We start from the raw sequence: 23,339 nt of genomic DNA, 5'->3' as shown, positions 1-23,339 counted from the left end.
TTTTAATCAATACTGATTCTTACTTAGAGGTTAATTTGTTAGATACAACAACCTAGGCCTTTTCATTTTTTAGGGATATGATCACCTTTCCCTTGGCATGACCATCCATAAGATAACGGAGTGCCTCCACGGACTTTTCGTACGGGTAATACTTGTCTATCATGATTTTGATTTTTCCTTCATTGATAAGGTCCACCACGTACCCCAAATCTTTGTGGTTTTGTTTGTGCAAAAGCATTCCCATTTTTTTGCTACCAAATTGCGACAGTATAGCCCCAATGGTCAAGGTTTGAAGAATATTGGGAACCGAGCCTCCTACAATCACATATTTCCCATGTGGTTTTAAAGCGCGTTTGATATCGAAAATAGATTGATGGGCGGCAAAATCGAGAATCAAATCGTAACTTCTTTTGCCTTGGGAAAAATCCTCTATTTGATAATCCAATACGTGGTCTGAGCCAATAGCACGCATGAACTCCAATTTCTCTGAGCTGTCCACCCCTGTCACTTCCGCACCGAACATTTTAGCCATTTGAATGGCAAACATACCCGAGCCGCCACCAGCACCATTGATCAAAACCTGATGTCCCTGCTGTATTTTTCCCTTGTCTCTAAGGCCCTGGAGGGCCACGGTTGAAGCTTGTGGTATAGCCGACGCTTCTGCAAAGGTCATGCCTATGGGCTTTAGGATCAATGCGCTGTCTGGCACACAGATGTACTCAGCAAGACCACCCAGACCGTGGTTCAGCGTATCACCGAACACAGCGTCTCCGGGTCTAAATGAAGTCACTTGGCTGCCAATTTCCTCCACAACACCGGCAATATCTGACCCAACAATCCTGTACTTTGGTTTAAAAGGCCCGAACATGCAAATATAGGCAGGCTTAGCGGTTAGAAATTCAAAATCCGATCCATTCAAGGATACCGCATGGACATTGACAAGCACTTCATTTTCCTTGGGTTTTGGTTTTTGCACTTCTGCAAATTTCATTATTTCAGGAGGACCGTATTTTTCAAATACCAAGGCTTTCATTAAGGTCGGATTTAACAGTGTATTTTACATTCTTTTGATTCACTATAGAATAATATGCCTTTTTTGGTGACTGAAAAGATTTTCATATCATTTTTATATTCCATAACTGGCTAAATATACTTTTCCAAATTCTTAAATTGTTTTAATTCGGTACACATTTAATTCAATATGTCAAATTAATGGCCCTTTGGATTCTAGAAAATGATTCTGATCATCTACGAAAATGCATTCTAATCCTTAAAAAGCACAATAGGAACGTATTTAGAGTGATTGAGGTCATTTTTATTGATAAGGAGGAAAGATACCTTAAGGTTTAGGGTTAAGGAAGATTAAAGAAAGAAAGGAAATCTCAAAACGGTAAATTCAAATGAAAAGAACGATTTCGAGTTATCTGTTGATAGCATTGCTCATTTTTTTAGCGATTGGCGCCATTCCATCTGGATTCAGTTTAGTCATGGACCCTTCGGGTGAGAGCATCGGTTTCCCACCGGAATTGCTTGACCAGTTGCAAAGGTCACCTTTTAAGGATTTTTTGATTCCAGGCTTTTTTTTGATAACTCTTTTCGGGATTTTCCCACTTTTGGCAGTTTACGGATTGATTGTCAGAAAAGAAAAAAAATGGATGCAGAAGATGAATCCTTATAAAGACCAGCATTGGTCATGGACATTTTCGTATTATTCGGGATTGTTACTGATACTTTGGATCAACATGCAGCTCTTTTTCGGCATTGAATTTGGGCTACTTCATTTTGCTTACACCATGTTGGGCATACTCATTGTGTTTCTGACACACTTACCCAGTACCCGCAGGGATTGCTCGGTTCATTAGAAGGTAGGCTAATTATAAAAACAAAGAATACGAATTCTTTCTATTGTGAACCGGTTTCTTTGGACTTTCTGGGCAACACCTCTTCTGGAAAGGGAAATAGAATAGTGGAATTCTTTTCGGCTGCAATGTTCGATAAGGTCTGGTACAGCCGTAATTTGATGGCTGAGGGAGATTTGTCTATTTGAAGACCCGCCTCCAACAATTTTGCAGCAGCCTGATTCTCAGCTTCTGCCAAAATGATTCGGGCCCTGCGGGAACGTTCGGCCTCGGCTTGGTTTGCCATCATCCTTCTCATGTTTTCTGGTAGTTGAATGTCTTTGATTTTTACATCGATGATTTCAATGCCCCAATGATGGGTTTCTGTTTCCACAATACTTTTGATGTTCTTGCCCATTTCCTCTCTTTTGGATAGAATGGTATCCAGTTCTACTTTCCCACAGACATCCCGGAGGGCTGCTTGAGAGAGTTGAGTTATGGCAAAATGATACTCTTCCACCTCCAGAACAGCCTTTTCCGGGTCATTTATTTTAAAGAATACAACACCGTCGATGCTACAAGGCACATTATCCTCGGTCATGACCTCTTGCGATACAATATTGATTGTGATAACTCGGATATCAACCACTTGAATGGTTTCCACTAGGGGAATAATCCATCGAAAACCGGGTTGCAACGTTTTGACATACTTACCAAAACGAAACTTCAATGCCCTTTTGTATTCAAAAACGATGCGTATGCCGGCAAGTAAAATAATACCAAGTAAAATAGAGAAGAAGAGTGGAAGATTCATAGCTGAACGTATTTAAGTTTTTGGAATATTTGTGAGGAAATATGTTTTTTTAATTTACGAAAAATTTAGAGAAAAGGAGTTACTAATAACCTAAAACTTATTTTGCAAGTCCCTTTTTGGTTTTACCCCAACCACTGTCCTCAGCTATAAATTTCTTTACAATTCAAAAACGGTATTTTGTTTACGATATAATAAAATATTGAGCAGTAGAAACCAACAAATAAACCCAGCAAATGTTACTTTCTGGATTATCGGAAGTATCCCTATATAAACGCCGGTCTCATAAATGTAGTAATTGATAAAAAAGATGATCAAGCAAAAAATCCCAAGGGAAAAAAGGAAATAAAACTTGGCTTTGAAGAGCTCAACAAAAGTAGCCAGCAGGGCAATCACACCAAATACCCCAGCAATTCGAACAATTAAATCATGGTTGCCATCCGACAAAAGCAGTGTAATGCCCAATGATATAATTCCGCTTATCTGCATAATACGATGGTACTTGTTTTTACTTGAAAAAAGTTTGGGAAGATGATACCATAGCAATATGAGGCTTAGGCAAAGTACCAACAGGGCCAGCCTAGCAAAAATACGGCCGGAATTTAAAACACCGCTCACCGTATAGGTGTCCAACAAATCACAGAGATAATTGTTCCAAAAACTAAAGGCATCGTGATTGGGATTGGTATATGACCCACCTGGGTAGGCAAGGGCCGCCAATATGTAAAGCAACACAAATAGAATCATTCCGAATACGGGAAACAATAAAACTATGTTACGATTGTGCCAAAAGTTACTTTTCATTCAGTAAGGATATTTAATTCCCAATTTTCCATTTGGAATCAAGGATATAGTGATTCAACATACAGTATTTACCTCAAAACTGCATTTTTGGAGCACTTGTCTCTCTTTGCTGCCATCACGATAAATGGTGATGCCCTTTAACCCATACTCCCAAGCCATTTTATAAATTTTTGAAACATCTTTTAAAGAAACTGTTTTGGGTAGATTGATGGTTTTGGAAACGGCATTGTCAGTATGCTTCTGAAAGGCCTTCTGATGCAATAGATGATATTTCCAAGGAATTTCCATGCTGGTCTTGAACAAACGTTTTACATCTACAGGAATGTACTTAATATGTTGAACACTTCCCGTTTCCAAAACCTTCGCTTTCGTCTTTTCATTCCATAGCCCCAATAGCTTCATTTCACTAACGAAAATACTGTTAAGTTCCATTTGGGTCTTATTTTCCAGAATACCAACCCGTTTAAAGGCAAGGGCATACAAAGGTTCTATGGAATATGATGTACCAGCAATTACCGAAATAGTACCTGTGGGAGCTATGCTATTGCAAGTGGCATTTCTAATAGGTGCATGTGGATAGTGAATACTTTGCTCCCAAGATGCAAATGTTCCCCGCTCCTTTGCCAAAGCACGAGAAGCCTCATAACTCTTAACTTTGATGAACTCCATAAGTTGTTCTCCCAAACGAACAGCATCGTCGGAATCATAGGGGATTCCCAATGAAATCAACAGTTCTGCCCATCCCATAACTCCTAGGCCTATTTTACGGTTGTTAGTGCTTCTTTTTTTGATTTGTGGTAGTACGTAATGATTTGTAGAGATTACATTGTCCAGAAAACGAATGGCAACTGAGATCAACGATTCTAGTTTGGCCCAATCCACGATTGGCTTGCCGTCTTCTTTTTTGAGTACTTTCATGAGGTTTAACGAACCGAGATTACAGCTTTCATAATCCAATAACGGAACCTCACCACAGGGATTGGTACTTTCTATCCGACCCTGTCCGGGAGTTGGATTGTCGCGATTTATGGTATCCAAAAAAATGATACCGGGATCCCCGGTGTGCCATGCCGATTTAACAATTGCATCCCATAGTTGCACTGCACGTATCGTTTTCTGAACTTTTTTGGTTCTTGGATTGACCAAGTTCCAATCTGCGTTATCCTTCACCGCTTGCATGAAATCATCCGTGATTCCCACAGAGATGTTAAAATTTTCAAGACTACCTTCTTTCGATTTGGCATAGATAAATTCTCGAATATCTGGATGATCTACATTCAGAATACCCATATTGGCACCTCGTCGCCTACCTCCTTGTTTCACATGTTCCGTCGCGGAATCATATAGCTTCAGGAAAGCTATTGGCCCAGAAGATACCCCTCCTGAAGCACTTACCTGGTCACCCTTAGGCCTGAGTTTTGAGAAGTTGTATCCAGTACCTCCACCACTTTGGTGGATTAAAGCAGCATTTTTTAACGTTTCGAAAATGGAACTGAGACCATCTTCTACGGGTAATACGAAACAGGCACTCAACTGACCATTTTCGAGACCAGCGTTCATTAGAGTAGGTGAATTTGGTAGAAATTCGAGGTTGGCCATAGCATTAAAGAAAGTATCTGCCCATTGTGATTGGTTCTTGGTCTCTATAATTGTTACATGTTGGGCCACCCGTTGAAAAAGCTCCCTTGGTGTTTCCAAGATTTTACCGTCCTCTCGTTTTAGTAAGTAGCGGGCCTTTAAAATTTGTATGCTGTTTTCTGTGAGCATTTCTTTTTATTCCAGTGAAAATCCTGTCCTATCGGAAAGGATTTGCTTCAATTCCTCGGTGTTTTTGGCGTCAATCAGGTTAAGTGCTTTTACGCCACATAGTTTTTCAACCATTTGGATTCCAGCGAGTGTGTTGGAAGCAATTCCAGTCACAATATCTGGAACAACATCAAACGCCTTCATAAGCCCATGTACGGCATAAGGATCTGAAGCAGCTAAAACAATGCACCTTATCTGTTCCTTGATGGCCTCGAAGGCGGTCGCTCCATTATAGGGTTCTAGAGGAGAGGCGCCAATTTCAATTATGACTATATCTGCTTTTTCATTTTGGATTCTACCAAGCATTTGTTGCAGTGCTTCTTGGTACCTCTCTCTTGGACAAATGGAAGAGGGGAGACCGGCATCTACAAAATCAAGTATGCTGTCCGCACCCACATCTTTGATGGCAAGTATGTCTTTGAACCGTCCTGCACCCGTCAACTTGGCCCCTGCAACCTTATACCCTGCCATTTTAAATAGATGGGTTACAATGCGTGCCGAGGTGGTTTTGCCAGCGGACATTGAAGTGCCCATAAAAAGGATAACTGGTGTTTCAAAGTGAACGGGTTTTACAGGTTTTACAAAATCGTGCATATTCAGTTTTTTCCCATTGCGATGGGTATGCCCCAAGTATACGACTTCCATCATGTTGGGGATAAAGGCTGATTTTGAAGTGAGTTTTCCCAGTAGTCCGGCAGCAGTCAGCACGTGCATTTTTAGGTCGTCCTTGACTTCTTTCCAAGTGCCTGTTGCTTCCAAAGTGGCATAACGTTCTCCCAAGGCACCTATAAGTTGTTCCCCTCCGATGACGCCACGCATCCTTCCGCTGGGTAGCTCAAGATTGAGGGCATTACTCCCAGGATTCGTTATTCTGCAGATAACATAATCTCCAGTTTCCCATTGTTTTTTAGGTATGGGTTTAACTTCGAATCCTTCTTTGTGTAAATCGGATATTCGAGTTAATGAGGCATATATATATTTGTGGTCCATAATGTTATTCTTTTACTGAGTCTGATAAAAGCAATAATGTCAACAATGCAGTCCTTTGGGACAATTGATTTGTAAAAATATATTCGTGCAAGGCATGAGCGCCATCACCGGTTGTGCCAAGTCCATCCAATGTGGCTGTATACGGGCTGGTGGTATTACCATCAGAACCACCTCCTGCAGTTGCCTCTTCCAATTCCAATCCTAAGAACAAGGCTTTTGCTTTGGCCAATTTCCAAAGCTTCTGGTTTCTAGGAGTACGTTCCATGGGTAGTCGGCCCATACCACCCTCTATTTGAATCTTTACATCAGGGATGCTTGGTTTTAATCCATATATTTTTTTGGTTATGGCTTTGCCATCTTTGTTGTTCGATACTCGAACGTCTATAACAGCTTTTCCTTGGGGAGCCACTACATTAGGCGATATTCCTCCTTGTATGGTTCCCACATTTACGGTAATTCCCTTTTCAAAATCGTTCATTGCAAAGAGTTGTTGCACTTGATGGGAAAGTTCCACGATAGCATTGATGCCCTTACCCGGGTCCAAACCCGCATGGGCTGCCTTACCAGTTACAGTAATTGTAAAACGGCCTATACCTTTTCGAGCGGTTTTTAATTTTCCCTCTAGGCCCAACGGAGGTTCCATGACAAAAACTCGTTCGCTGATTTTTGCTAATCTTTTAATGGCGTTTCGCGATTCTCTACTGCCAATTTCCTCATCGGAGTTAATGAGTACTACAGGGGTCAAAGATGGGCTTAGGCCCAATTCCTTGATGGCCTTTATGGAAAAAATCATTTGGGTAAGTCCCGCTTTCATATCATAGATTCCAGGACCGGTGAGTTTGCCATTACGCTTTAAGATAGGCATCTCTTTAAGCGTTTCCTTTTTCCAAACCGTATCGCAATGGCCCAAAAGGAGCTGTAACGATCTTTGCCTGTTACCATTCTTTGGACGCGCGTAGAGATAACCACCTGTTTTTGACCCTGGCATATGTACTGTATGAAAATCAAGTTCATTCAATTTTTTTCCTAGGAATCGAAGGATTTCTATTTGTGACTCTACATCATTTGAGGGAGATTCCAGTTTTACCAATTGTTTGAGTAGCTCCACTTGTTCTTCTTGGTGTGCTTTTAGATAATCCAATACTTCCGAAGCAATATCCGTAGCCATGCATATCATTTTTTAAAGTCTTTAGGAAAAGGAAAGGTGTAAGTCTCTCCAATTTTTGCATATCTATTTGGTGCGATATAGGCCAAGAGGGGATTTTTTTGCAATTGTTCCCTTTCGTCTTTTTCAAAAACCCGCAGATAATCATTGTGTGCGTGGGCAGCCTTTATAGTGCCCGTAATGAGGCTATTTTCATTAAACCCATCAATAATTTTGTACAGTTCACATTCTAGATATAAATAGGCATCCCGTAAAAGTGGTGCATCCATGGTAACGGCTTGCACCAGAGGGAGCGTGCTCAAAGTTCCCTTGGACTTGGAAATGTCCTCTAAACGCGGGGAAGCGCTCAGCGAGGTAAAGACGATTTGATCAGGTTTGGGAAAACTTACTGTGAACCTCCCATTACTTTTTATGTTTTGGTAGGTACCATGTTTTGGGGTGCAGACAAAGCCAAAATAATGGTCCCAACCCATTGGCATGGCCATGTGTTTTGGAGCCATGTCATAGCCATCACCTTCCTTGGTGCCTATGGCAACTAAAGGGGCAATGGTAAATATACGATCCCAAATGGGCAGTCCTAAATCTAAAGAGGTAAAGCGTTCGAGTTTTAATGTATCCATAACCTATTGCACTGTTTTAAAGTTAAGGTTGTGGATAGGGATTTTCAATGATATTGGTCAGGTTAACTGTTGGCTTAATCAACAGCCGTAAAACAACTAAAGACTATTGACCGCTTTTTTCAATTTATCGCGTACCTCTTCAGCTATACCTGCCAAGGATTCGTTTCCAACGGCCATCATTGACGCTATGGGATCAACGGCAGCTACTTCAATGGTTTCGCCATCCGCTTCACGCACAATAACGTTGCAAGGCAACATGGTGCCTATCTTATCTTCAGCCTTGAGGGCCTTATAAGCGAAAGGAGGGTTGCACGCACCAAGAATTTTGTAGTTGGGAAAATTGACGTCCAACTTTTTCTTAAGGGTAGCCCTGATGTCAATTTCACTAAGTATTCCGAAGCCTTCCTGTTTCAATGCTTCAATCGTTCTTTCCACGACTTCTTCAAAAGAAGAATCTCTTACTACTTTGCTTAAATAATATTCCATTTTATCTAATAATCTTTTCTGTTGTTTTTGGGTCTTTTTTAAATGAGTTGGGAAGGTTCAAAATGAAAACAGGAAGCCAGTGGCCTCCTGTTTCCTTTATAAGTTGTAATTAGGTCCATGTGTTTCGACAATCCTTAAGTCATCTTATTGCTAAAATAAAACAAGGATTAACGTTTAACAGGTGACTGCATCACAACTTACACCCAATACCACCTTGCGGTAATATTGAATTTTCCTTTGTTATTTTAAAAGACTGGAACAGTAGGGTGTTCCAGTCCTTTAATTTCGGCATCGCAAATGCCTATTTTGTCATCCGATTCGGAACGTATCGAATACGTAAACCAAAAGATGTCAAGACCGACAGGATACTCGCGATACCCATTTATGACCGCTAAGGCATTGTTGCTTAGAAGTCCTATACTGTGTTAAAAGAACGTAGTTTTTATAAAAGAAACCGGAACATCGAAATGTTCCGGTTCCAAAGAAGATGTTACTCCACCCAATGACCACTTACACTGGACCTTACTTAGGCTTATTGCTAAACCTTTTCTTGACTCAAAAGGTGTAAAGAGCATTGTAACTTCTTCCTTTTCCATAGATTTTTTATCCCCACGATCAAAAATCCAATGTGTTTCTTTTCAAAGAACGATACTAATTATCGATTATGACACGAATATAGGTTCGAAAACCAAATTTTGAAATGACTTAGGTCAGTTTGGAATTTTTTTTCAATTTTTAACATATACAGCCGTTCTAAGCAAATGCCCTTTCTTAGATGGTTTGTAACCAATTTGGTGATACTTTGCATGATTTAATGAAGTTTTTCAGAAACCTTATTTATCCTGTCCGGCAATTTTTCTTCAGCCTTGTTAATGTTCTCGATGCCCTGCAACAAGGCATCAGGGTTAAAAGAAATACTATCTATGCCTTCTTGGACCAAGAAAGTGGCGAAATCAGGAAAATCGCTGGGCGCTTGCCCACAGAGCCCTATCTTGGTGTTTGTTTCACGGGCTGCATCAATGGCCATGGCTATCATTCGTTTGGCGGCAGGGTCGTTCTCATCAAAAAGTTTGCCCATAATTTCTGAGTCGCGGTCTACGCCTAGGGTGAGCTGTGTTAGGTCGTTTGAACCTATGGAAAAACCATCGAATAATTTGGCGAACTCTCTTGCTAAAATCACATTGCTAGGTATTTCTACCATGGTATAGATTTCAAGGCCATTTTCACTACGTTTGAGTCCATTTTGACCCATAATGTCCAACGTTTTTCGGGCTTCTTCCAAAGTACGGCAAAAAGGGACCATTACTTTAAGATTTTGTAGGCCCATGGCCTCCCGCACTTTTTTAATGGCCGCACACTCAAGGGCAAATCCTTCTTTGTACAATTCGCTGTAATATCGGCTAGCACCCCTAAAACCTAGCATGGGATTCTCTTCTTTGGGCTCAAAATCCTTACCCCCAATAAGGTTGGCGTATTCATTTGTCTTGAAATCACTAAGTCGAACAATCACTTCTTTTGGATAAAAGGCTGCGGCGATTGTGGCAATCCCTTGGGCGAGTTGGTCTACAAAGTAGTCGGTCTTTTTTACATATCCTTTGGTCAGTTTTTCAATCTTTCTAATAGCGTCCATGTTCTTTATCAATTCAAACTTGACCAATGCCATGGGGTGTATCTTTACAAAATGGGTGATAATGAATTCCATCCGTAAAAGCCCTACACCCATATTGGGATAAAATGAAAGCTGAAAGGCATTTTCAGGGTCGGCCAATATCATCTTAACCTCGGTTTTAGGCAGATGGATGTTTGAAAAATCCACTTCGGTTTCCTCATAATCAAGTTTTCCGCCATACACGTAACCCGTTTTTCCTTGAGCACATGAAACTGTAATGACCTGTTCATCTTGTATTGTACTGGTGGCATTGCCGCAGCCCACAATTGCGGGGACCCCCAGTTCACGGGCAACGATGGCGGCATGGCTCGTACGACCGCCTTTATTGGTGATTATACCGCCCACCTGTTTTAACAAAGGATCCCAATCGGGGGTTATGGTATCGGTAACAATGATGTGTTCAGGTCTAAGATTTTTGGCTTCTTTTGGTGAACCCAATTGTAGTGCCGTTCCAATTTTGATCTTTGAGCCCACTGCGTTGCCTGTGGTCAGTACCATACCCTTTTCTAGTAGTTTATACTCAATATGGATGTTTTTGTTCCTTTGTTGGTGTACCGTTTCCGGTCGTGCTTGTAAAACAAAGAGTTCTTGGGTAATGCCGTCTTTGGCCCATTCGATGTCCATGGGTTTTTGGTAATGTTGCTCAATGGCAAGGGCCCAATGGGCCATTTGAACAATTTCATCATCAGTGAGTATAAATTGTTCTTGTTTTGAACGGGGAGTTGGGGTGTTGACTGTTGTGCCTCCGTTTTTTTTCTTGCTGTAAACCATGGTCAGTCGCTTATCACCCATTTTCTTCTGAAAAATCGGAAAATGGCCTTTTTGCAAAGCTGGTTTAAAAACATAAAATTCGTCAGGGTTGACATTACCCTGAACAATGTTCTCACCTAGCCCCCATACGCCAGAAAGCAGGATTGCATTTTCAAAACCAGATTCAGGTTCAATGGTAAAGCCCACGCCCGAGCAACCTTTGTCGGCCCTTACCATTTTCTGTACACCTACCGATAGTGCCACGTCATTGTGTGCAAAACCTTTATCTTCTCGATACTTAATGGCGCGATTGGTATAGAGCGAAGCAAAACATTTTTTAACTGCTTCAAGCAAGGCGTTTTTCCCTCGAATGTTTAGAAATGTATCATGTTGGCCTGCAAAACTTGCACTGGGAAGATCCTCGGCTGTTGCACTACTGCGAACGGCTACCGCAATTGGCCTATCTTTTGACAGTTTTTTATAGGTATCGATTATTTCTTTTGAAAAGTTCGGGGAAAAGTGTCCATTTAAGATCAGATTTCTTGCTTTTTCACCTGTTTTGGCCAAATTCGAATAGGTTTTGGTATCCAATGCTCCAAGTATTTTTTGCAAGGGTTTGCGTAGGGAGTTTTCGTCCAGGAAGGTCCAAAAAGCTTTTGCCGTGGTTGAAAATCCATCGGGTACACGAACCCCCTGTTGGGTCAATTGATTATACATCTCTCCCAAAGAGGCATTTTTACCACCTACCTCGGGTATATTGCCTATTCTTATTTCATTGAAGTGTTTAATGTGGATAGCCATGTTTTTCAGGTTTACGCCAGTTCCCTTTTACTTTGTTCCCTTTGAATGATTCCTTTGGTCGAATCAAATAGTTGGAATTGTGTTTGGATAAAAATGCAAATCTACCGTCAGAAATAAAGGGAGGCATTTGGTTTAACCTTCCCTTTGTTTTCCTGTTATTTCATGGATGTTAATTCGATATACAATAGGTGAATCATTCTCAGCCTGTAATTTGCTGGAAAAATCCTGGATGAACTGAACATTTTTGTCAGGATCACGATTGATGAGATCTTTTACTCCTTGTGCAAACTTGTGCAATAGTCTTTTGGCATCTATCTGATGAAGTTCTTCAAACGCTCCATGTGCCAAAACCGATTTCCATTTGTTTATCGATTCAATTTCATCTACCTGTAGGGATACATTTTGATGATTTCGCATGGCATCAATTTTATGGCCTTCAAGAGAATAACTGATAATGCTATCATTGCCATCTTCGCTATAATAGAAGTAGGTAATGGGAGCTACAAATGGAACCTTCCCTGCTAGGTAGGCCAATCTGCCCACATAATGGTTTTTGAGCAGTCCTTTACACTCTTCTGGTTTCAACTCTTTTATCATTGCCCTAATTTTATCCAAAACTAGAACACTATTCAAATTTCCGGAATGACTTTAGTCATTCCAGAAAACTTATTCAAGTATTGCAGATTATTCTTTCAAATACGTATCTTTATCTAAATCCCCACAATGCCTTGACCAACAAATTCTTCATATGACCGGTGCACGTATATTGATTATTGAAGATGACACCTGTATCTTAGACAATACCGCCGAACTTCTCGAACTTGAAGGCTATATGGTGATGACCGCAAGTGATGGGAAAAGAGGGATGGAAAAGATAATGCTTTCGCCCCCCGATCTTATTATTTGCGACCTTTTAATGCCCAAAATGGACGGACTTACCTTATTACAAAAATTAGGCAAACATCCAAGGTTTAAAAAGATACCCTTTATTTTTTCCAGTGCAAAGTCTGAAAACACCGATATAAAAAAAGGGTTAGACTCGGGTGCCGATGACTATTTGGTAAAACCTTTCGATTTTGAAGATCTGTTAAGAGCCATTCGAAAATGCCTCGTAAAACAAAAATAGCCAATCCTTATTTGTTCTGACCGCTAAACCACCAGAGTAAACACCTCGTTCAATTTTGGTATTGTTGTATGCCAGCCAAAAGTATTTGTAATCTTGGTTTGAAAAGCATTAAGTACGTTAGATTCACCGTGTATTAGAAATGTATTCTCCGGTATATTTCGTACGCCCCTTAACCAGTTTATCAATTCGTTTTGATCCGCATGGGCCGAAAGACTTTCCAAATGTTCAATTTGAGCTTTGACTGGATAGTTTTTGCCATAGATTTTAAGTTCTTCAGTTCCTTCAAGCAATTGTCTCCCACGTGTTCCTTCTGCCATATATCCTACCAAAAGTACTGTGGTGGACGGTCTATCCATAAGTTGTTGTAAGTAGGTGAGTACCCGGCCTCCGGTGACCATACCACTACCGGCAATTATGATTTTTGGTCTCCGATCATCAATAGTTTCCCATGTTTCCCTGTAAGATTGCACAATATTTATGTGATTGCACATGGCTCTATATTCGTTCATGGGCAAACGGTGCCATTGTGGATGTTTTTCAAAAATGGAAAGAACATCGTTGCCCATAGGGCTATCCACATAAATTGGAATATTTGGAATCTTGTTTTTCCTATACATATGCCACAACAGGTACATAAGTGACTGTAAACGCTCCACGGCAAAGGATGGGATAATCAAATGTCCTTTTTGGTGTATGGTTTGCTTAACCAAATTGGCTAAAAGCGCTTCCACGTTTTCTTCTGGATGATTTTTATCACCATATGTGCTTTCCATAAAAAGATAGTCTGCCCATTCGGGGCGTTCGGAAGGTGCAAGCAAGGAATCCTCCAGTCTTCCGATATCTCCGGAAAAAACGAAGCGTTTTCCATAAATATCTATTTCGATAAACGTAGCGCCTATGATATGACCGTTATAGCGAAAGCGATATTTGATATTTTCGGATAGGCTATGCCAGACATCCCGTTTTTGAGGTTTAAAAAAATTCAGCGTAAACTCGGCTTCTTTTAAAGTATAAAAAGGCAAGGCGGGTGAATGTTTGGTGTACCCTTCTACATTCGCTCGTTCGGCTTCTTCTTCATGGATTTTTGCACTGTCACAAAGAATGATTTCAGCAATGTCCAAAGTGGGCGCAGTACCATATACAGGCCCTCTAAACCCTGCATTAAATATTTTGGGGAGATATCCGGTATGGTCCAAATGGCCATGGGTCAGCAATACGGCATCCAGTTTTTTGACATCGATAGGTAGGGGTTCCCAATTTTTCAGCCGCAACTCTTTTAGGCCTTGGAACATACCGCAATCTATCATGATGTTCTTTTCGGGTGTTTCCAGATAGAATTTTGAACCTGTTACCGTTCCAGCGGCCCCAAGAAAGCGCACCTTAATCAATGGCATCTTGCATATTGTTAAGTGTACAGAGCATTTTCATCTCTTCTAAAATCTTTTTTTTTCGTGTATCGGAAACCCCCAAATGATCTAAAAAGAAGCGGTCGCCCAAAAGTTGTCTGCAAAGCACCACATCCCTGCTCAACAAAAAGTCCTTTTCCCGTTTGGTGAGCAGCGTGGAAACCGTTATGGGATATAGACCAAAACGATCTATTCGGTCTTTTAATGCATTGTCCTTTGGATGGTTCCAACCCAATAAAAATAACTTAGCACAACTTCCATACTGCAAAGCATCGGCTGTGAAACGGGTATTGGTCACGAGCCATCCCTCTTTTAAGAGCTTTTTATCGTCTGCGCCATTCCATAGTTTTTGAACATCGCTAAATCTACTATGGATATAAAGGGGGTCCTTTACATTGGATTTTTTGGTCTTATCACTGTGAAATTTGCACTCCACCAGAATAAAACAATCACTATTTTCGGCCAGTATGTCTATTTCGTGTTTTACGCAAAACCCTTGTACTATTTGTCCTACTTCAACGGTGTAACCTGAATAGTTTAATAATTGGCCCACAAATCTTTCAAATGGAAATCCCGTTGGCCCCAATTCGTAGATGGCTTTCTTCAGCTTGTATTTTGAAGCAAATGTTGACTGTTCTTTTTTCAACAGTGCAAAGGCTCTGTTGTGGATTTCCGCCGTAGTGATCTCAGGGTACAGTTCATTGGCGATGGTCTGTACTATGTGTTCCACAACCTGACGACTGGCACCAGACTTTTTTAAAGAGGCTTTAAGTTTTTTTAGCGAGAATGGGGCCTTTTCTCCAGTTGATTTAATAACCTCAAATTGTTCGTTCATACCATCAATTTTCTAAAAATAAACTGAAATAAAAATATCATAGGGTTAAAGTAGCATCAATCTTTTCGCTGTGCCATGACGATTGTCATGAAATCAAGTCTTGGTGACACTGATCTAGGTCATTGTGGGCCAAGGGCTTTCCCAATACATTTGAATTAAAAGTATGAATGGGTCCAAACGGCTCATTTCTTGTTAAACTAAATATTAAAATCATGAAAAAATTACTATGCGGTCTTTTAATTCTGGGTCTGACCATCCCTAGTTTTGCCCAAGTCATTAAAACAGAAGAACTATCAGAAGTTGTTGTTTACGCAACCAACTACAAGTACCTGAACAGTATTGATACGCAGGAGGAAGCCTCCATTCCAGTGGAAATGCTTCGGAGAAAAGTAGCTTCCTTCAATGTAAAGGATTCTGAGTATTATCAAGACGACTACGATTTGTACAACATCAATTTCTTTATTCCGGAAGGTAAGATACTAGCTGCATATGATAAGGATGGAAAGATTCTTCGGACTGCAGAAAAGTTTAAAAACATTAATCTTCCCAAAGCGGTCAAAGAGGCAGTTTTAGATCGCTTTCCAGAGTGGACCATAACCAAAGATGTTTACTTGGTAAATTACCACGACAAAACGGGAGTAAGCAAAAAGTATAAGTTAAAATTAGAAAATGGCGACAAGGTCCTTCGGGTAAAGGTTGATGAAAAAGGAGAGTTTCTATAGCAGACGGGGTTGTCAAACAACCTATTTCTAACACAAAAAAATTCAATTATGTCAGTATTAAAAGTCATAGAAATCTTGGGAAACTCCACAGAGAGTTTTGAAGATGCGGTCCAAAATGTCGTTAATGAGGTGTCCAAGACGGTACAAAATATCAAATCCGTATACATTAAGGATATGTATGTAACAGTCAATGACAATCAGATTTCTGAGTATCGCGTGAATGCCAAAGTTACTTTTGGTATTATGGAAGAGTAGACCAACGATTAGTTTGGTATTGTATGGCCCAGAAATAGGATCTTTTTTTGGGCCATATTTTTTTAAGCCAATTGCAAACGATATAATCCATGTTAAAAATACACAATTGATTTACGTCATTGTGTATTCTTTATTTTCCGCTCATATTTAGGTAAAGTAAAACGTTATGGCATCCATCGAAACCTTTAACGAACATGTAGCACAATATGAGCAATGGTACGAAGACCATCCGGCGGTTTACCAATCTGAAATTTTGGCTCTGCAAGAGCAGTTTTTAGAACTGCCCCAGAACATTAGGGGCATTGAGGTAGGCTTGGGTACAGGCAGGTTTTCGGTGCCATTGGGCATTAAAGAGGGAATCGAACCTTCTTCTGAAATGGCCAAAAGGGCCATGAAAAGAGGGATTGAAATTATGAGTGGCACAGCAGAGCGATTACCTTATAGTGCCATGCAGTTCGATTTTGTACTATTTGTAACCGTTTGCCATCTCAAAAGCTTGAAAAAAGCCCTTAAAGAAGCTCATCGGGTATTAAAGTCCGATGGGTCGGTCATTGTAGGTTTTTTGGATAAGGAACAGCATATCGCACAGTCTTATCTGGCTAAGCGAGACCAAAGTAATTTTTATAAAAATGCTGTTTTCTATTCCGTGGACAGGATAGAGCAATTGCTCATGGAAACAGGTTTCAAAAATTTGAAATATAACCAGACATTATTTGGTGATCTGAAGGAGATTAATGAAATACAAATACCAAAAGATGGAACCGGAGAGGGTTCCTTTGTTGTGGTAAAAGCGTTAAAAAAATGAATGTTATTCAAGCATACAGCGGAAATAAAAGAAAAACAACGGTTCAGGCAAGAAATCGTAAAAGGTTGGGCTCCTATGTGAAAAGTCCCAAAGGAATGGACATTCGGGTATTGCCACATACCGCTGATGTAGAAATAAAGGTACATGGCATTACGTACAAAAAACTTTTTGAGAACAACCTTAAGGCAATGAGCAATATCTTAAAAGAGGGCTGTTGTGATATGAAAGGCCATTTTGACTGTTTGATAAAGCTCAATATTACCGCTACCGACCCCACAAACCTTTTGGTCGATTTTTTATCAGAAATACTGTCGCTTACCTATGTTCAGAAAGCGCTTTTCTGTAATATCTATTTTTCAGAACTATCAAATACCAAAATAGATGCACAGCTATATGGTAAATGGATCGATGGGTTTGATGAAGAAATAAAAGGGGTCACCTACCATGAGGCCTATGTGAAAAGAAACGAGGATGGCACTTGGGAAAGCCATATCATTTTTGATATTTAGATGAAAAAAGTAAGAAAAGCTGATATCCGAAAAATTGAGGATTATCTGTGGGAAATTCCTAAGTCATTTAGGCAGGATATGCATGTACCCGCCAGAATCTTGGCAAACGAGACCCTCTTGAACGATATTTTGGATGACCGATCGCTCAACCAATTGGTTAATGTTGCGTGCCTGCCAGGCATCAAAGAGGCCTCGTTGGTCATGCCCGATGTTCATGAAGGCTATGGTTTTCCCATAGGAGGTGTGGCGGCCACCGCACATCCGGAAGGGGCCATTTCACCAGGCGGCATTGGTTATGACATCAATTGTGGGGTGCGGTTGCAAGTATCAAGATTACAACGCCAAGAGGTAGAAAATCATTTGGAAAAACTCTCGAAGGAACTGAATGCCCAAATTCCTTCAGGAATGGGAAAAAGCGGCCATGTAAGGGTTTATGGGGATGAAATGAATGAAGTACTCATCAAGGGCGCTAAGTGGGCCGTTGAGCACGGATATGGTTCCAAGGAAGATTTACAGTACATAGAAAGCAATGGCAGGTTGTCCTTTGCCGATCCTACGCTTGTTTCGATCATGGCCAAGAATAGAGGAGCTGATCAATTGGGCACCCTTGGCTCTGGAAATCATTTTGTTGAAGTGGATTATGTTGAGAAAATCTATGATGATGATATTGCACAAACCTATGGACTACGTGAAGGCCAAGTGGTAGTGCTGATTCATACGGGATCTCGTGGATTGGGACATCAAGTCGCCACAGACTATATTCGTTCAATGATGCGTGCTATGCCCAAATATGGAATACAGATACCGGACAGGGAACTTACCTGTGTACCTTTCAATTCAGAAGAGGGGCAAGACTATTTTAAGGCCATGTGCGCTGCTGCCAATTTTGCATGGTGCAACCGACAGATCATAGCAGCTGAGGTGGCCGATGCATGGGAAACGGTTTTTGGCGAAGATGGAGGTGAGCTCAGACTTTTGTATGATGTGGCACACAACATTGCAAAAATAGAGACACATACCATAGAAAACAGACCTCAAAAGGTCATTGTACACAGAAAAGGGGCTACAAGGGCCTTCGGTCCAGGTTCAGATGAAATTCCCCAGGCATATGCCAAGGTTGGGCAACCAGTCATCATTCCAGGCAGTATGGGAACTTGTTCATATGTTTTGGCCGGTGCAGCGAAGAGCGAAGAAATGACATTTGGTTCGTGTTGCCATGGTGCCGGTAGACGTTTGTCTAGAACAGCTGTCAAAAAACAGGTCAATGCTCCGGTCTTGAAACAGGAACTGAAGGAAAAGGGCATTTTTGTTGAGGGGTCGTATAGGGGTATCGCCGAAGAGGCGCCTATGGCTTATAAGGATGTTAACCTTGTGGTCGATACCGTTGAAACTTCGGGGATAGCCAAGAAAGTGGCCAAGTTGAAACCAATGGCCGTAATTAAGGGTTGACAATTTTATTGGTCTCTTCCAACAATTGCATAGCCTCAGTATCCGCGACTTGGTCGAATTCTTCATAAAACTGCCCCACGGCATGAAAATTATGGGGTTTATGTAGACAGATTACCTCATCGATGTACTCAGAATTTTCCAAATTTCTTATTGTATTAGGGGGTGCCACCGGTATGGCTACCACAATTTTCTTCGGTTTTTGATCGTGTACCAGTTGAGCTGTCACTTTTATTGTGTTGCCCGTGGCAATGCCATCATCAATGATGATAACAATTTTATCACCTAAATCCTGTGGGGACCTGTTCTTGTAGTATTGGTCATGCCTTTTGCGGAGTTTTTCACGGATACGGGTTGTTTCTTCAGTAATATAGCTCTTGGTCACTCCAACAGCTTCATTCAAAATCATGTTTTCCATGCTCACAGCCCCAATAGCATATTCCTTGTTATAAGGATGCCCTATCTTTTTTGACAGGACCACGTCCAAAGGTGCATCCAGTGCTTTCGCTACAATTGCCCCTAAAGGAAGGCCACCCCTTGGAATAGCCAGTACAATAGTATCTCCTTTGTACTTCTTATAAGGGGATAATTGGTTTGCCAGTTTCAATCCTGCTTCGATTCTATCTTTGAACATTTTCAATAGTCTTTTTCTCCCAGCCAGCGGTCGAACCACTTTGCGGATATCGATGCCACTTCTTCCAATTTACCCGGCTCTTCGAATAAATGTGAAGCCTGGGGAATTATTTCCAATCTCTTTTTACATTTCAATTGGTCGTAGGCTTTTTGGTTCAAATCTATGACCATCCTGTCCCAACCACCAACAACCAGTAAGGTTGGAGCCATAACTTTGGGCAGTTCGTGCATGGCCAAATCTGGGCGACCTCCTCTTGAGACGACAGCTTTAATGATTTTACCAAAAAAAGCAGCTGCCCGTATGGCCGAAGCCGCTCCCGTGCTGGCACCGAAATAACCCACAGGCAGGTTTTCTGTATTTTTCTGCGTTTGCACCCAAAGGGTGGTATCAATCAATCTTTGGGTAAGTAGGTCAATATTAAACCGGGTTTCATAGACCGCATCTTCCTTCTTGGTCAATAGGTCGAACAGCAAAGTGGCCATTCCCTTTTGCTGTAGCACCTTAGCTACAAAATTGTTTCTTGGACTAAGTCTGCTGCTCCCGCTACCGTGAGAGAAAAGTACCAATCCTTTAGCGCTGTCCGGCACGGATAAATGACCTGTGAGCACTACATTTTTTAAGGGAATCTGAACCGTATTATGGCTTTCTTTCAATTGCATCATCAACTAGTAAGTTTTAATCTACTTTTTCTTCTATCCATAAGCTCAAGCCACAACAATCCGTATCCTATGGCAATCACTGCAATTGATATGAGGGCTCCTAAAAAGGGGATGAACATAAGCAGGCGTAAAACAATGGCAATAGCCAGTGCCAGTAACGTGATTGTCCAAAAATTCCAACTACTACCATTATTCTCATTTAAATAGTGAGCCAACAGTAAGGCTGTCACCAAATGGCCAAATACAACACTGAAGATGTAGAATGTCGCCAGGAAAAGACCAATAGGAATGCCGATGATCAGCATGAATGTGACCACAATGAGCAGTGGCAGTCCAAATAGGTAAATAAGTCCTTTACCCAATCCTTTTAATAAGCCCGTGTTAAAACGACTTGCCGCACTGGAAAAAAGATTTTTAAACGACCAATTGAGCAAAAGAAGCACTAAAAAAGCACTTAATACATAAAATAGCCAAAAGCCAAATACTGCAATCCCAAGACCCCTCCAAGTAAGTCCATCTTCATCGAGAGCCAAGTTCTCATCAAAAATGGCCCTACCACTGACCATGGCATCTTTAAAATCAATTTCACCATCGTCAGACCAATAAACCACATTTCCATGGAATTTGGCGTTTTCACCAATTTCAATATGTTCGGCCGCAATTACTGAAGGTCCGTGAATTTCCCCATTAAGGACCACTTCGCCACCTTTAAGCTCCATACCGTCGTTGATTTTTCCGTTGATGTAAATTTCGCCTCCATATGCCTTCACTTGCCCCATGACTTCACCATTAATATGGGCCGTACCCGAAAAATTTATCAAGTTGCCGTGAACCTTGGCATTTTTGGCCAAATGGGTATTTCCTCCTGCCATGACCAGATCATCACCCACATCAGCATTCATTGCAAGGCTGCCTCCAGCGGCACGGATGTCATCCGCCACATAACCACTTATGGTAATTTCTCCACCAGCAACCACTAAATCCTGCTTTATTGTATCCCTGACACCAATCTCACTTCCAGCAATAATTGCATCACCATGTATGGTGGCCTCCACATTAATGATTTCTCCTGCGATATAGGTATCATCTTTTTGTTCTTGCAAAATCGAAACCGATTCACCTGATTCAAACTGTCCATTTGCCAATATCGGAACCAGGAATAAAAGCCATAAGCGTTTCATAACATATCTCTTTTGGATTGAATCCTTAAAATAAGTGATAAGTTGCTCGATGTACAATGATGCAGATCATTTCCATCAAGGACTTGGACTGATGAAAATCATTCCGACAAATGGATAATACGTTTAGTTTTACCTATTGCAGAATGGTAAGAATTGGAGGATTTAAATATGCCCAAAATGAACGAAAGGAACACACTCTTGGACGAAATCAGTGACCTTTTAGGAACCTTGGAATCTCAATATCCAGAGATCTACCATTTTTTGGATGAAAATCCTATAACCTTGCCAATAAAAACACATCCAGAAGTGGGCAAAAAAGCCATGGAAGAATACCTACAAAGTCTGCGAACACTTTTGCAACACCATTTGAAAACATTAAAAAATAAAAGTAATGAAAAGGAAAAAGTTTAAACTAGTTGCCTGGATATTGACAAGCATATTGGCTTTGTTTTTGCTATTTGCCACCTGGTATAAATTTAGGTATTCAATGGACCCTGTGGCTCCTTATACCTTGAATTCCGAAACATTGGAAAATAAATTGCTAATTGCCACCCAAGGCAGTGCGTTTAAGGACGCAGTGGTCCGTCAGGTCATCGAACATTATCAAAAAGATTCCCTATTCATTAAAGTGGTTGATGTTTCTGATTTGCCAAAACTGGATTCTTCAGATTATGTAGCGGTTTTGATACTTCATACTTGGGAATATGACAAACCTCCTAAAGTTGTTGCTGATTTTGTTATTGAAAATAAAGATGATGCGGGTAAATTGATTTTACTTTCAACCTCTGGTGAGGGAGGGAACACTATTGAAGGGGTGGACGGTATTGGTGGAGCGTCCATTATTTCTGATGTACCCAATTATTCCATGAAAATAATTAAACGGTTGGATGGACTTCTCATAGCTAAAGAATGAGATTGCCCATTAAAAACCGTGCGGAACTTGAGTTCAAAGTGTCAAGTTCCGCACGGTTGTAATTAAATTACTTAAGCCATTTCAGCTTCTTTGTCTTTGCGACGGTTTTCCGCAAGTTTCTCTATCAAGTCAGGGACTTTTTCAAAAGCTGCCGAAAGACCGTGGGCCTTTCCAGCTTCAAGAAAGGAAATCTCGTCGTCCTTGGTTACCAAAAAACCGATGGGTTCGATACCCATGCCTGCTCCAGCGCCCATACCCTGACCTTTGCCTTTTTTGGGTTCAGCACCTTCACCACCACCGGAACCAAAGCCCAAGCCCACTTTAATGACGGGCACACACTTAAATTCCCCCAGTTCGAATTGTTCTCCGACCACCGTTTCTGTCTTTGCCTCGGACTTAATGAAGTCCGTAATTTTTCCTAGTAATTCTTCAAAATGTAATTCCATAGCTTTAAAATTTAATAGTTAATAAATGATCTAATAATATAAATGGGTCTATTTTGCAATAGCAGCACCATTTGGTTCCTGCCCTCAAAGTTGATTTGAAATCGTCCAAAATAATGGTTGAGCAAGGCAAATACGGGATACAATTTTGCATTGGTGATGCAGTTTCCAGTATCGATGTCAACTAGCATTTTTTTGATTTTAAAAGATTTCAAAACGCTCAAGATTCTTCTAGGGCCAATCTTTCGTCTTTTCTTTTTCACCTTTTTCTTCACTGTTTTCTTTTGTTGGGATACACTTGACTTTCTCAATGGATAGAAGAAGAAATTTTTGAAAGGTACTTTCAACCGTATTCGAAGCACCTCTTCTTTATCCTGTTCAATGCTTGCCTTTGCCAAACCCCTTAGTTGGGCATAATACTGATTACTGTTGGTATTGATATAAATTTCAAAGGGTATTAGCAGCAATCCAACAATAAGCAATAGGATGACCAAGAGTAAAGTAATTAGGATCATAACCCTCTTTTCCACAAAGGACGTGAGAACGCTGGGATAGCACAATGACCTAGATCATCACACTTTATTTTTTTGAATTGTTGGCACCATTACCATGATGTAAATCACTGTAATGGCAGTACCATAACCCTAGTTTTATTTGGCATTTAG

General features: G+C 40.8%; 26 protein-coding genes. 9 read left to right on the top strand and 17 right to left on the bottom strand.

Annotation, left to right across the window (positions count from 1 at the left end):
- Positions 1–52: 52 nt before the first annotated feature.
- On the bottom strand, positions 53–1,033 hold the full coding sequence (locus tag GTQ34_RS05370; protein ID WP_166522707.1) for an NAD(P)-dependent alcohol dehydrogenase: 981 nt from the start codon (positions 1,031–1,033) through the stop codon (positions 53–55).
- A 367-nt stretch (positions 1,034–1,400) separates the two neighbouring features.
- Here GTQ34_RS05370 and GTQ34_RS05365 point away from each other — a divergent pair, with 367 nt between their 5' ends.
- Positions 1,401–1,862, top strand: a complete 462-nt coding sequence (locus tag GTQ34_RS05365) for a hypothetical protein (RefSeq protein ID WP_166522706.1) — start codon at positions 1,401–1,403, stop codon at positions 1,860–1,862.
- A gap of 40 nt (positions 1,863–1,902) precedes the next feature.
- Here the strand turns inward: GTQ34_RS05365 and GTQ34_RS05360 are convergent, their stop codons facing one another.
- The 9 genes from GTQ34_RS05360 to GTQ34_RS05320 all read right to left on the bottom strand — a co-directional run bounded on the left by GTQ34_RS05360 (position 1,903) and on the right by GTQ34_RS05320 (position 12,337).
- Positions 1,903–2,652 carry a slipin family protein gene (locus tag GTQ34_RS05360; protein WP_166522705.1) on the bottom strand — a complete coding sequence of 250 codons (750 nt, stop codon included), beginning with the start codon at positions 2,650–2,652 and terminating at the stop codon, positions 1,903–1,905.
- A gap of 156 nt (positions 2,653–2,808) precedes the next feature.
- The gene (locus GTQ34_RS05355) at positions 2,809–3,453 is read right to left on the bottom strand and encodes a hypothetical protein (protein ID WP_166522704.1); all 645 of its coding nucleotides are present in this window, start codon (positions 3,451–3,453) and stop codon (positions 2,809–2,811) included.
- A 54-nt stretch (positions 3,454–3,507) separates the two neighbouring features.
- Positions 3,508–5,220: an adenosylcobalamin-dependent ribonucleoside-diphosphate reductase gene (locus GTQ34_RS05350; protein ID WP_166522703.1), complete on the bottom strand. Its 1,713-nt coding sequence runs from the start codon at positions 5,218–5,220 to the stop codon at positions 3,508–3,510.
- A 6-nt stretch (positions 5,221–5,226) separates the two neighbouring features.
- A complete protein-coding gene (locus GTQ34_RS05345; protein WP_166522702.1) occupies positions 5,227–6,249 on the bottom strand; it encodes a DUF1611 domain-containing protein in 1,023 nt (340 codons plus the stop codon).
- A 4-nt stretch (positions 6,250–6,253) separates the two neighbouring features.
- The gene (locus tag GTQ34_RS05340; protein ID WP_235914966.1) at positions 6,254–7,417 is read right to left on the bottom strand and encodes a M20 family metallopeptidase; all 1,164 of its coding nucleotides are present in this window, start codon (positions 7,415–7,417) and stop codon (positions 6,254–6,256) included.
- A 5-nt stretch (positions 7,418–7,422) separates the two neighbouring features.
- Positions 7,423–8,034 carry a flavin reductase family protein gene (locus GTQ34_RS05335; RefSeq protein WP_166522700.1) on the bottom strand — a complete coding sequence of 204 codons (612 nt, stop codon included), beginning with the start codon at positions 8,032–8,034 and terminating at the stop codon, positions 7,423–7,425.
- A 96-nt stretch (positions 8,035–8,130) separates the two neighbouring features.
- Positions 8,131–8,520 carry a DUF302 domain-containing protein gene (locus GTQ34_RS05330; protein WP_166522699.1) on the bottom strand — a complete coding sequence of 130 codons (390 nt, stop codon included), beginning with the start codon at positions 8,518–8,520 and terminating at the stop codon, positions 8,131–8,133.
- A gap of 811 nt (positions 8,521–9,331) precedes the next feature.
- Positions 9,332–11,740: a phosphoenolpyruvate synthase gene (gene ppsA / locus GTQ34_RS05325; protein ID WP_166522698.1), complete on the bottom strand. Its 2,409-nt coding sequence runs from the start codon at positions 11,738–11,740 to the stop codon at positions 9,332–9,334.
- A 132-nt stretch (positions 11,741–11,872) separates the two neighbouring features.
- Positions 11,873–12,337 carry a pyridoxamine 5'-phosphate oxidase family protein gene (locus GTQ34_RS05320; protein ID WP_166522697.1) on the bottom strand — a complete coding sequence of 155 codons (465 nt, stop codon included), beginning with the start codon at positions 12,335–12,337 and terminating at the stop codon, positions 11,873–11,875.
- A 151-nt stretch (positions 12,338–12,488) separates the two neighbouring features.
- Here GTQ34_RS05320 and GTQ34_RS05315 point away from each other — a divergent pair, with 151 nt between their 5' ends.
- A complete protein-coding gene (locus tag GTQ34_RS05315) occupies positions 12,489–12,866 on the top strand; it encodes a response regulator (RefSeq protein ID WP_166522696.1) in 378 nt (125 codons plus the stop codon).
- Between the two features lie 23 nt (positions 12,867–12,889).
- Here GTQ34_RS05315 and GTQ34_RS05310 read toward each other — a convergent pair whose 3' ends face one another.
- Positions 12,890–14,260 (bottom strand): MBL fold metallo-hydrolase RNA specificity domain-containing protein, encoded by a 1,371-nt coding sequence (locus GTQ34_RS05310; RefSeq protein ID WP_166522695.1) that lies wholly within the window; start codon positions 14,258–14,260, stop codon positions 12,890–12,892.
- Positions 14,247–15,107: an ATP cone domain-containing protein gene (locus tag GTQ34_RS05305; RefSeq protein ID WP_166522694.1), complete on the bottom strand. Its 861-nt coding sequence runs from the start codon at positions 15,105–15,107 to the stop codon at positions 14,247–14,249. Before GTQ34_RS05305 ends, GTQ34_RS05310 begins: the two co-directional genes overlap by 14 nt.
- Positions 15,108–15,319: 212 nt before the next feature.
- Between GTQ34_RS05305 and GTQ34_RS05300 the strand changes: the two genes are divergently transcribed.
- The 5 genes from GTQ34_RS05300 (at position 15,320) to GTQ34_RS05280 (ending at position 18,847) form a co-directional block, all read left to right on the top strand.
- Positions 15,320–15,829 carry a nicotinate-nucleotide adenylyltransferase gene (locus GTQ34_RS05300; protein WP_166522693.1) on the top strand — a complete coding sequence of 170 codons (510 nt, stop codon included), beginning with the start codon at positions 15,320–15,322 and terminating at the stop codon, positions 15,827–15,829.
- A 48-nt stretch (positions 15,830–15,877) separates the two neighbouring features.
- Positions 15,878–16,084 (top strand): dodecin family protein, encoded by a 207-nt coding sequence (locus GTQ34_RS05295; RefSeq protein ID WP_166522692.1) that lies wholly within the window; start codon positions 15,878–15,880, stop codon positions 16,082–16,084.
- A gap of 166 nt (positions 16,085–16,250) precedes the next feature.
- A complete protein-coding gene (locus GTQ34_RS05290; RefSeq protein WP_166522691.1) occupies positions 16,251–16,889 on the top strand; it encodes a class I SAM-dependent methyltransferase in 639 nt (212 codons plus the stop codon).
- The gene (locus tag GTQ34_RS05285) at positions 16,886–17,398 is read left to right on the top strand and encodes an archease (RefSeq protein ID WP_166522690.1); all 513 of its coding nucleotides are present in this window, start codon (positions 16,886–16,888) and stop codon (positions 17,396–17,398) included. Before GTQ34_RS05290 ends, GTQ34_RS05285 begins: the two co-directional genes overlap by 4 nt.
- Entirely contained in the window at positions 17,399–18,847 is a 1,449-nt protein-coding gene (locus GTQ34_RS05280; protein WP_166522689.1) for an RtcB family protein, read from the top strand.
- Here GTQ34_RS05280 and GTQ34_RS05275 read toward each other — a convergent pair.
- Genes GTQ34_RS05275 through GTQ34_RS05265 form a run of 3 tightly spaced genes read right to left on the bottom strand, consistent with a single transcriptional unit; the run spans position 18,837 to position 21,318 of the window.
- Complete coding sequence (locus tag GTQ34_RS05275; RefSeq protein ID WP_166522688.1) at positions 18,837–19,478, bottom strand: phosphoribosyltransferase; 642 nt, start codon at positions 19,476–19,478, stop codon at positions 18,837–18,839. The genes GTQ34_RS05280 and GTQ34_RS05275 overlap by 11 nt on opposite strands.
- Before the next feature lie 2 nt (positions 19,479–19,480).
- Positions 19,481–20,140, bottom strand: coding sequence for a dienelactone hydrolase family protein (locus GTQ34_RS05270; protein WP_235914965.1), 660 nt, complete (start codon positions 20,138–20,140; stop codon positions 19,481–19,483).
- The gene (locus tag GTQ34_RS05265; RefSeq protein WP_166522687.1) at positions 20,140–21,318 is read right to left on the bottom strand and encodes a bactofilin family protein; all 1,179 of its coding nucleotides are present in this window, start codon (positions 21,316–21,318) and stop codon (positions 20,140–20,142) included. Before GTQ34_RS05265 ends, GTQ34_RS05270 begins: the two co-directional genes overlap by 1 nt.
- Positions 21,319–21,495: 177 nt before the next feature.
- On the opposite strand from GTQ34_RS05265, the gene GTQ34_RS05260 reads away from it, so the two are divergent.
- Together GTQ34_RS05260 and GTQ34_RS05255 are read left to right on the top strand one after the other, a co-directional pair.
- Complete coding sequence (locus GTQ34_RS05260; protein WP_166522686.1) at positions 21,496–21,729, top strand: hypothetical protein; 234 nt, start codon at positions 21,496–21,498, stop codon at positions 21,727–21,729.
- A complete protein-coding gene (locus GTQ34_RS05255) occupies positions 21,710–22,231 on the top strand; it encodes a hypothetical protein (RefSeq protein ID WP_166522685.1) in 522 nt (173 codons plus the stop codon). Before GTQ34_RS05260 ends, GTQ34_RS05255 begins: the two co-directional genes overlap by 20 nt.
- A gap of 71 nt (positions 22,232–22,302) precedes the next feature.
- On the opposite strand, the gene GTQ34_RS05250 is transcribed toward GTQ34_RS05255, so the two are convergent.
- Together GTQ34_RS05250 and GTQ34_RS05245 are read right to left on the bottom strand one after the other, a co-directional pair.
- Complete coding sequence (locus tag GTQ34_RS05250; protein ID WP_166522684.1) at positions 22,303–22,677, bottom strand: GerW family sporulation protein; 375 nt, start codon at positions 22,675–22,677, stop codon at positions 22,303–22,305.
- A gap of 11 nt (positions 22,678–22,688) precedes the next feature.
- On the bottom strand, positions 22,689–23,189 hold the full coding sequence (locus GTQ34_RS05245) for a hypothetical protein (protein ID WP_166522683.1): 501 nt from the start codon (positions 23,187–23,189) through the stop codon (positions 22,689–22,691).
- Positions 23,190–23,339: the final 150 nt, after the last annotated feature.

It is taken from the genome of Flagellimonas ochracea (assembly GCF_009903685.1).
Lineage (GTDB): Bacteria > Bacteroidota > Bacteroidia > Flavobacteriales > Flavobacteriaceae > Flagellimonas > Flagellimonas ochracea.
Note: the sequence above shows the minus strand (reverse complement) of the source record. Positions and strands in the feature narration are given on the sequence as shown.

Coding starts and splice junctions, on each gene's coding strand:
- GTQ34_RS05355 (WP_166522704.1), bottom strand. CDS start 3,453: ATGAAAAGTAACTTTTGGCACAATCGTAACATAGTTTTATTGTTTCCC.
- GTQ34_RS05245 (WP_166522683.1), bottom strand. CDS start 23,189: ATGATCCTAATTACTTTACTCTTGGTCATCCTATTGCTTATTGTTGGA.
- GTQ34_RS05260 (WP_166522686.1), top strand. CDS start 21,496: ATGAACGAAAGGAACACACTCTTGGACGAAATCAGTGACCTTTTAGGA.
- GTQ34_RS05250 (WP_166522684.1), bottom strand. CDS start 22,677: ATGGAATTACATTTTGAAGAATTACTAGGAAAAATTACGGACTTCATT.
- GTQ34_RS05350 (WP_166522703.1), bottom strand. CDS start 5,220: ATGCTCACAGAAAACAGCATACAAATTTTAAAGGCCCGCTACTTACTA.
- GTQ34_RS05255 (WP_166522685.1), top strand. CDS start 21,710: ATGAAAAGGAAAAAGTTTAAACTAGTTGCCTGGATATTGACAAGCATA.
- ppsA (WP_166522698.1), bottom strand. CDS start 11,740: ATGGCTATCCACATTAAACACTTCAATGAAATAAGAATAGGCAATATA.
- GTQ34_RS05270 (WP_235914965.1), bottom strand. CDS start 20,140: ATGATGCAATTGAAAGAAAGCCATAATACGGTTCAGATTCCCTTAAAA.
- GTQ34_RS05280 (WP_166522689.1), top strand. CDS start 17,399: ATGAAAAAAGTAAGAAAAGCTGATATCCGAAAAATTGAGGATTATCTG.
- GTQ34_RS05300 (WP_166522693.1), top strand. CDS start 15,320: ATGAAAAAATTACTATGCGGTCTTTTAATTCTGGGTCTGACCATCCCT.
- GTQ34_RS05365 (WP_166522706.1), top strand. CDS start 1,401: ATGAAAAGAACGATTTCGAGTTATCTGTTGATAGCATTGCTCATTTTT.
- GTQ34_RS05310 (WP_166522695.1), bottom strand. CDS start 14,260: ATGCCATTGATTAAGGTGCGCTTTCTTGGGGCCGCTGGAACGGTAACA.
- GTQ34_RS05295 (WP_166522692.1), top strand. CDS start 15,878: ATGTCAGTATTAAAAGTCATAGAAATCTTGGGAAACTCCACAGAGAGT.
- GTQ34_RS05340 (WP_235914966.1), bottom strand. CDS start 7,417: ATGGCTACGGATATTGCTTCGGAAGTATTGGATTATCTAAAAGCACAC.
- GTQ34_RS05305 (WP_166522694.1), bottom strand. CDS start 15,107: ATGAACGAACAATTTGAGGTTATTAAATCAACTGGAGAAAAGGCCCCA.
- GTQ34_RS05360 (WP_166522705.1), bottom strand. CDS start 2,652: ATGAATCTTCCACTCTTCTTCTCTATTTTACTTGGTATTATTTTACTT.
- GTQ34_RS05285 (WP_166522690.1), top strand. CDS start 16,886: ATGAATGTTATTCAAGCATACAGCGGAAATAAAAGAAAAACAACGGTT.
- GTQ34_RS05290 (WP_166522691.1), top strand. CDS start 16,251: ATGGCATCCATCGAAACCTTTAACGAACATGTAGCACAATATGAGCAA.
- GTQ34_RS05315 (WP_166522696.1), top strand. CDS start 12,489: ATGACCGGTGCACGTATATTGATTATTGAAGATGACACCTGTATCTTA.
- GTQ34_RS05265 (WP_166522687.1), bottom strand. CDS start 21,318: ATGAAACGCTTATGGCTTTTATTCCTGGTTCCGATATTGGCAAATGGA.
- GTQ34_RS05370 (WP_166522707.1), bottom strand. CDS start 1,033: ATGAAAGCCTTGGTATTTGAAAAATACGGTCCTCCTGAAATAATGAAA.
- GTQ34_RS05345 (WP_166522702.1), bottom strand. CDS start 6,249: ATGGACCACAAATATATATATGCCTCATTAACTCGAATATCCGATTTA.
- GTQ34_RS05320 (WP_166522697.1), bottom strand. CDS start 12,337: ATGATAAAAGAGTTGAAACCAGAAGAGTGTAAAGGACTGCTCAAAAAC.
- GTQ34_RS05330 (WP_166522699.1), bottom strand. CDS start 8,520: ATGGAATATTATTTAAGCAAAGTAGTAAGAGATTCTTCTTTTGAAGAA.
- GTQ34_RS05275 (WP_166522688.1), bottom strand. CDS start 19,478: ATGTTCAAAGATAGAATCGAAGCAGGATTGAAACTGGCAAACCAATTA.
- GTQ34_RS05335 (WP_166522700.1), bottom strand. CDS start 8,034: ATGGATACATTAAAACTCGAACGCTTTACCTCTTTAGATTTAGGACTG.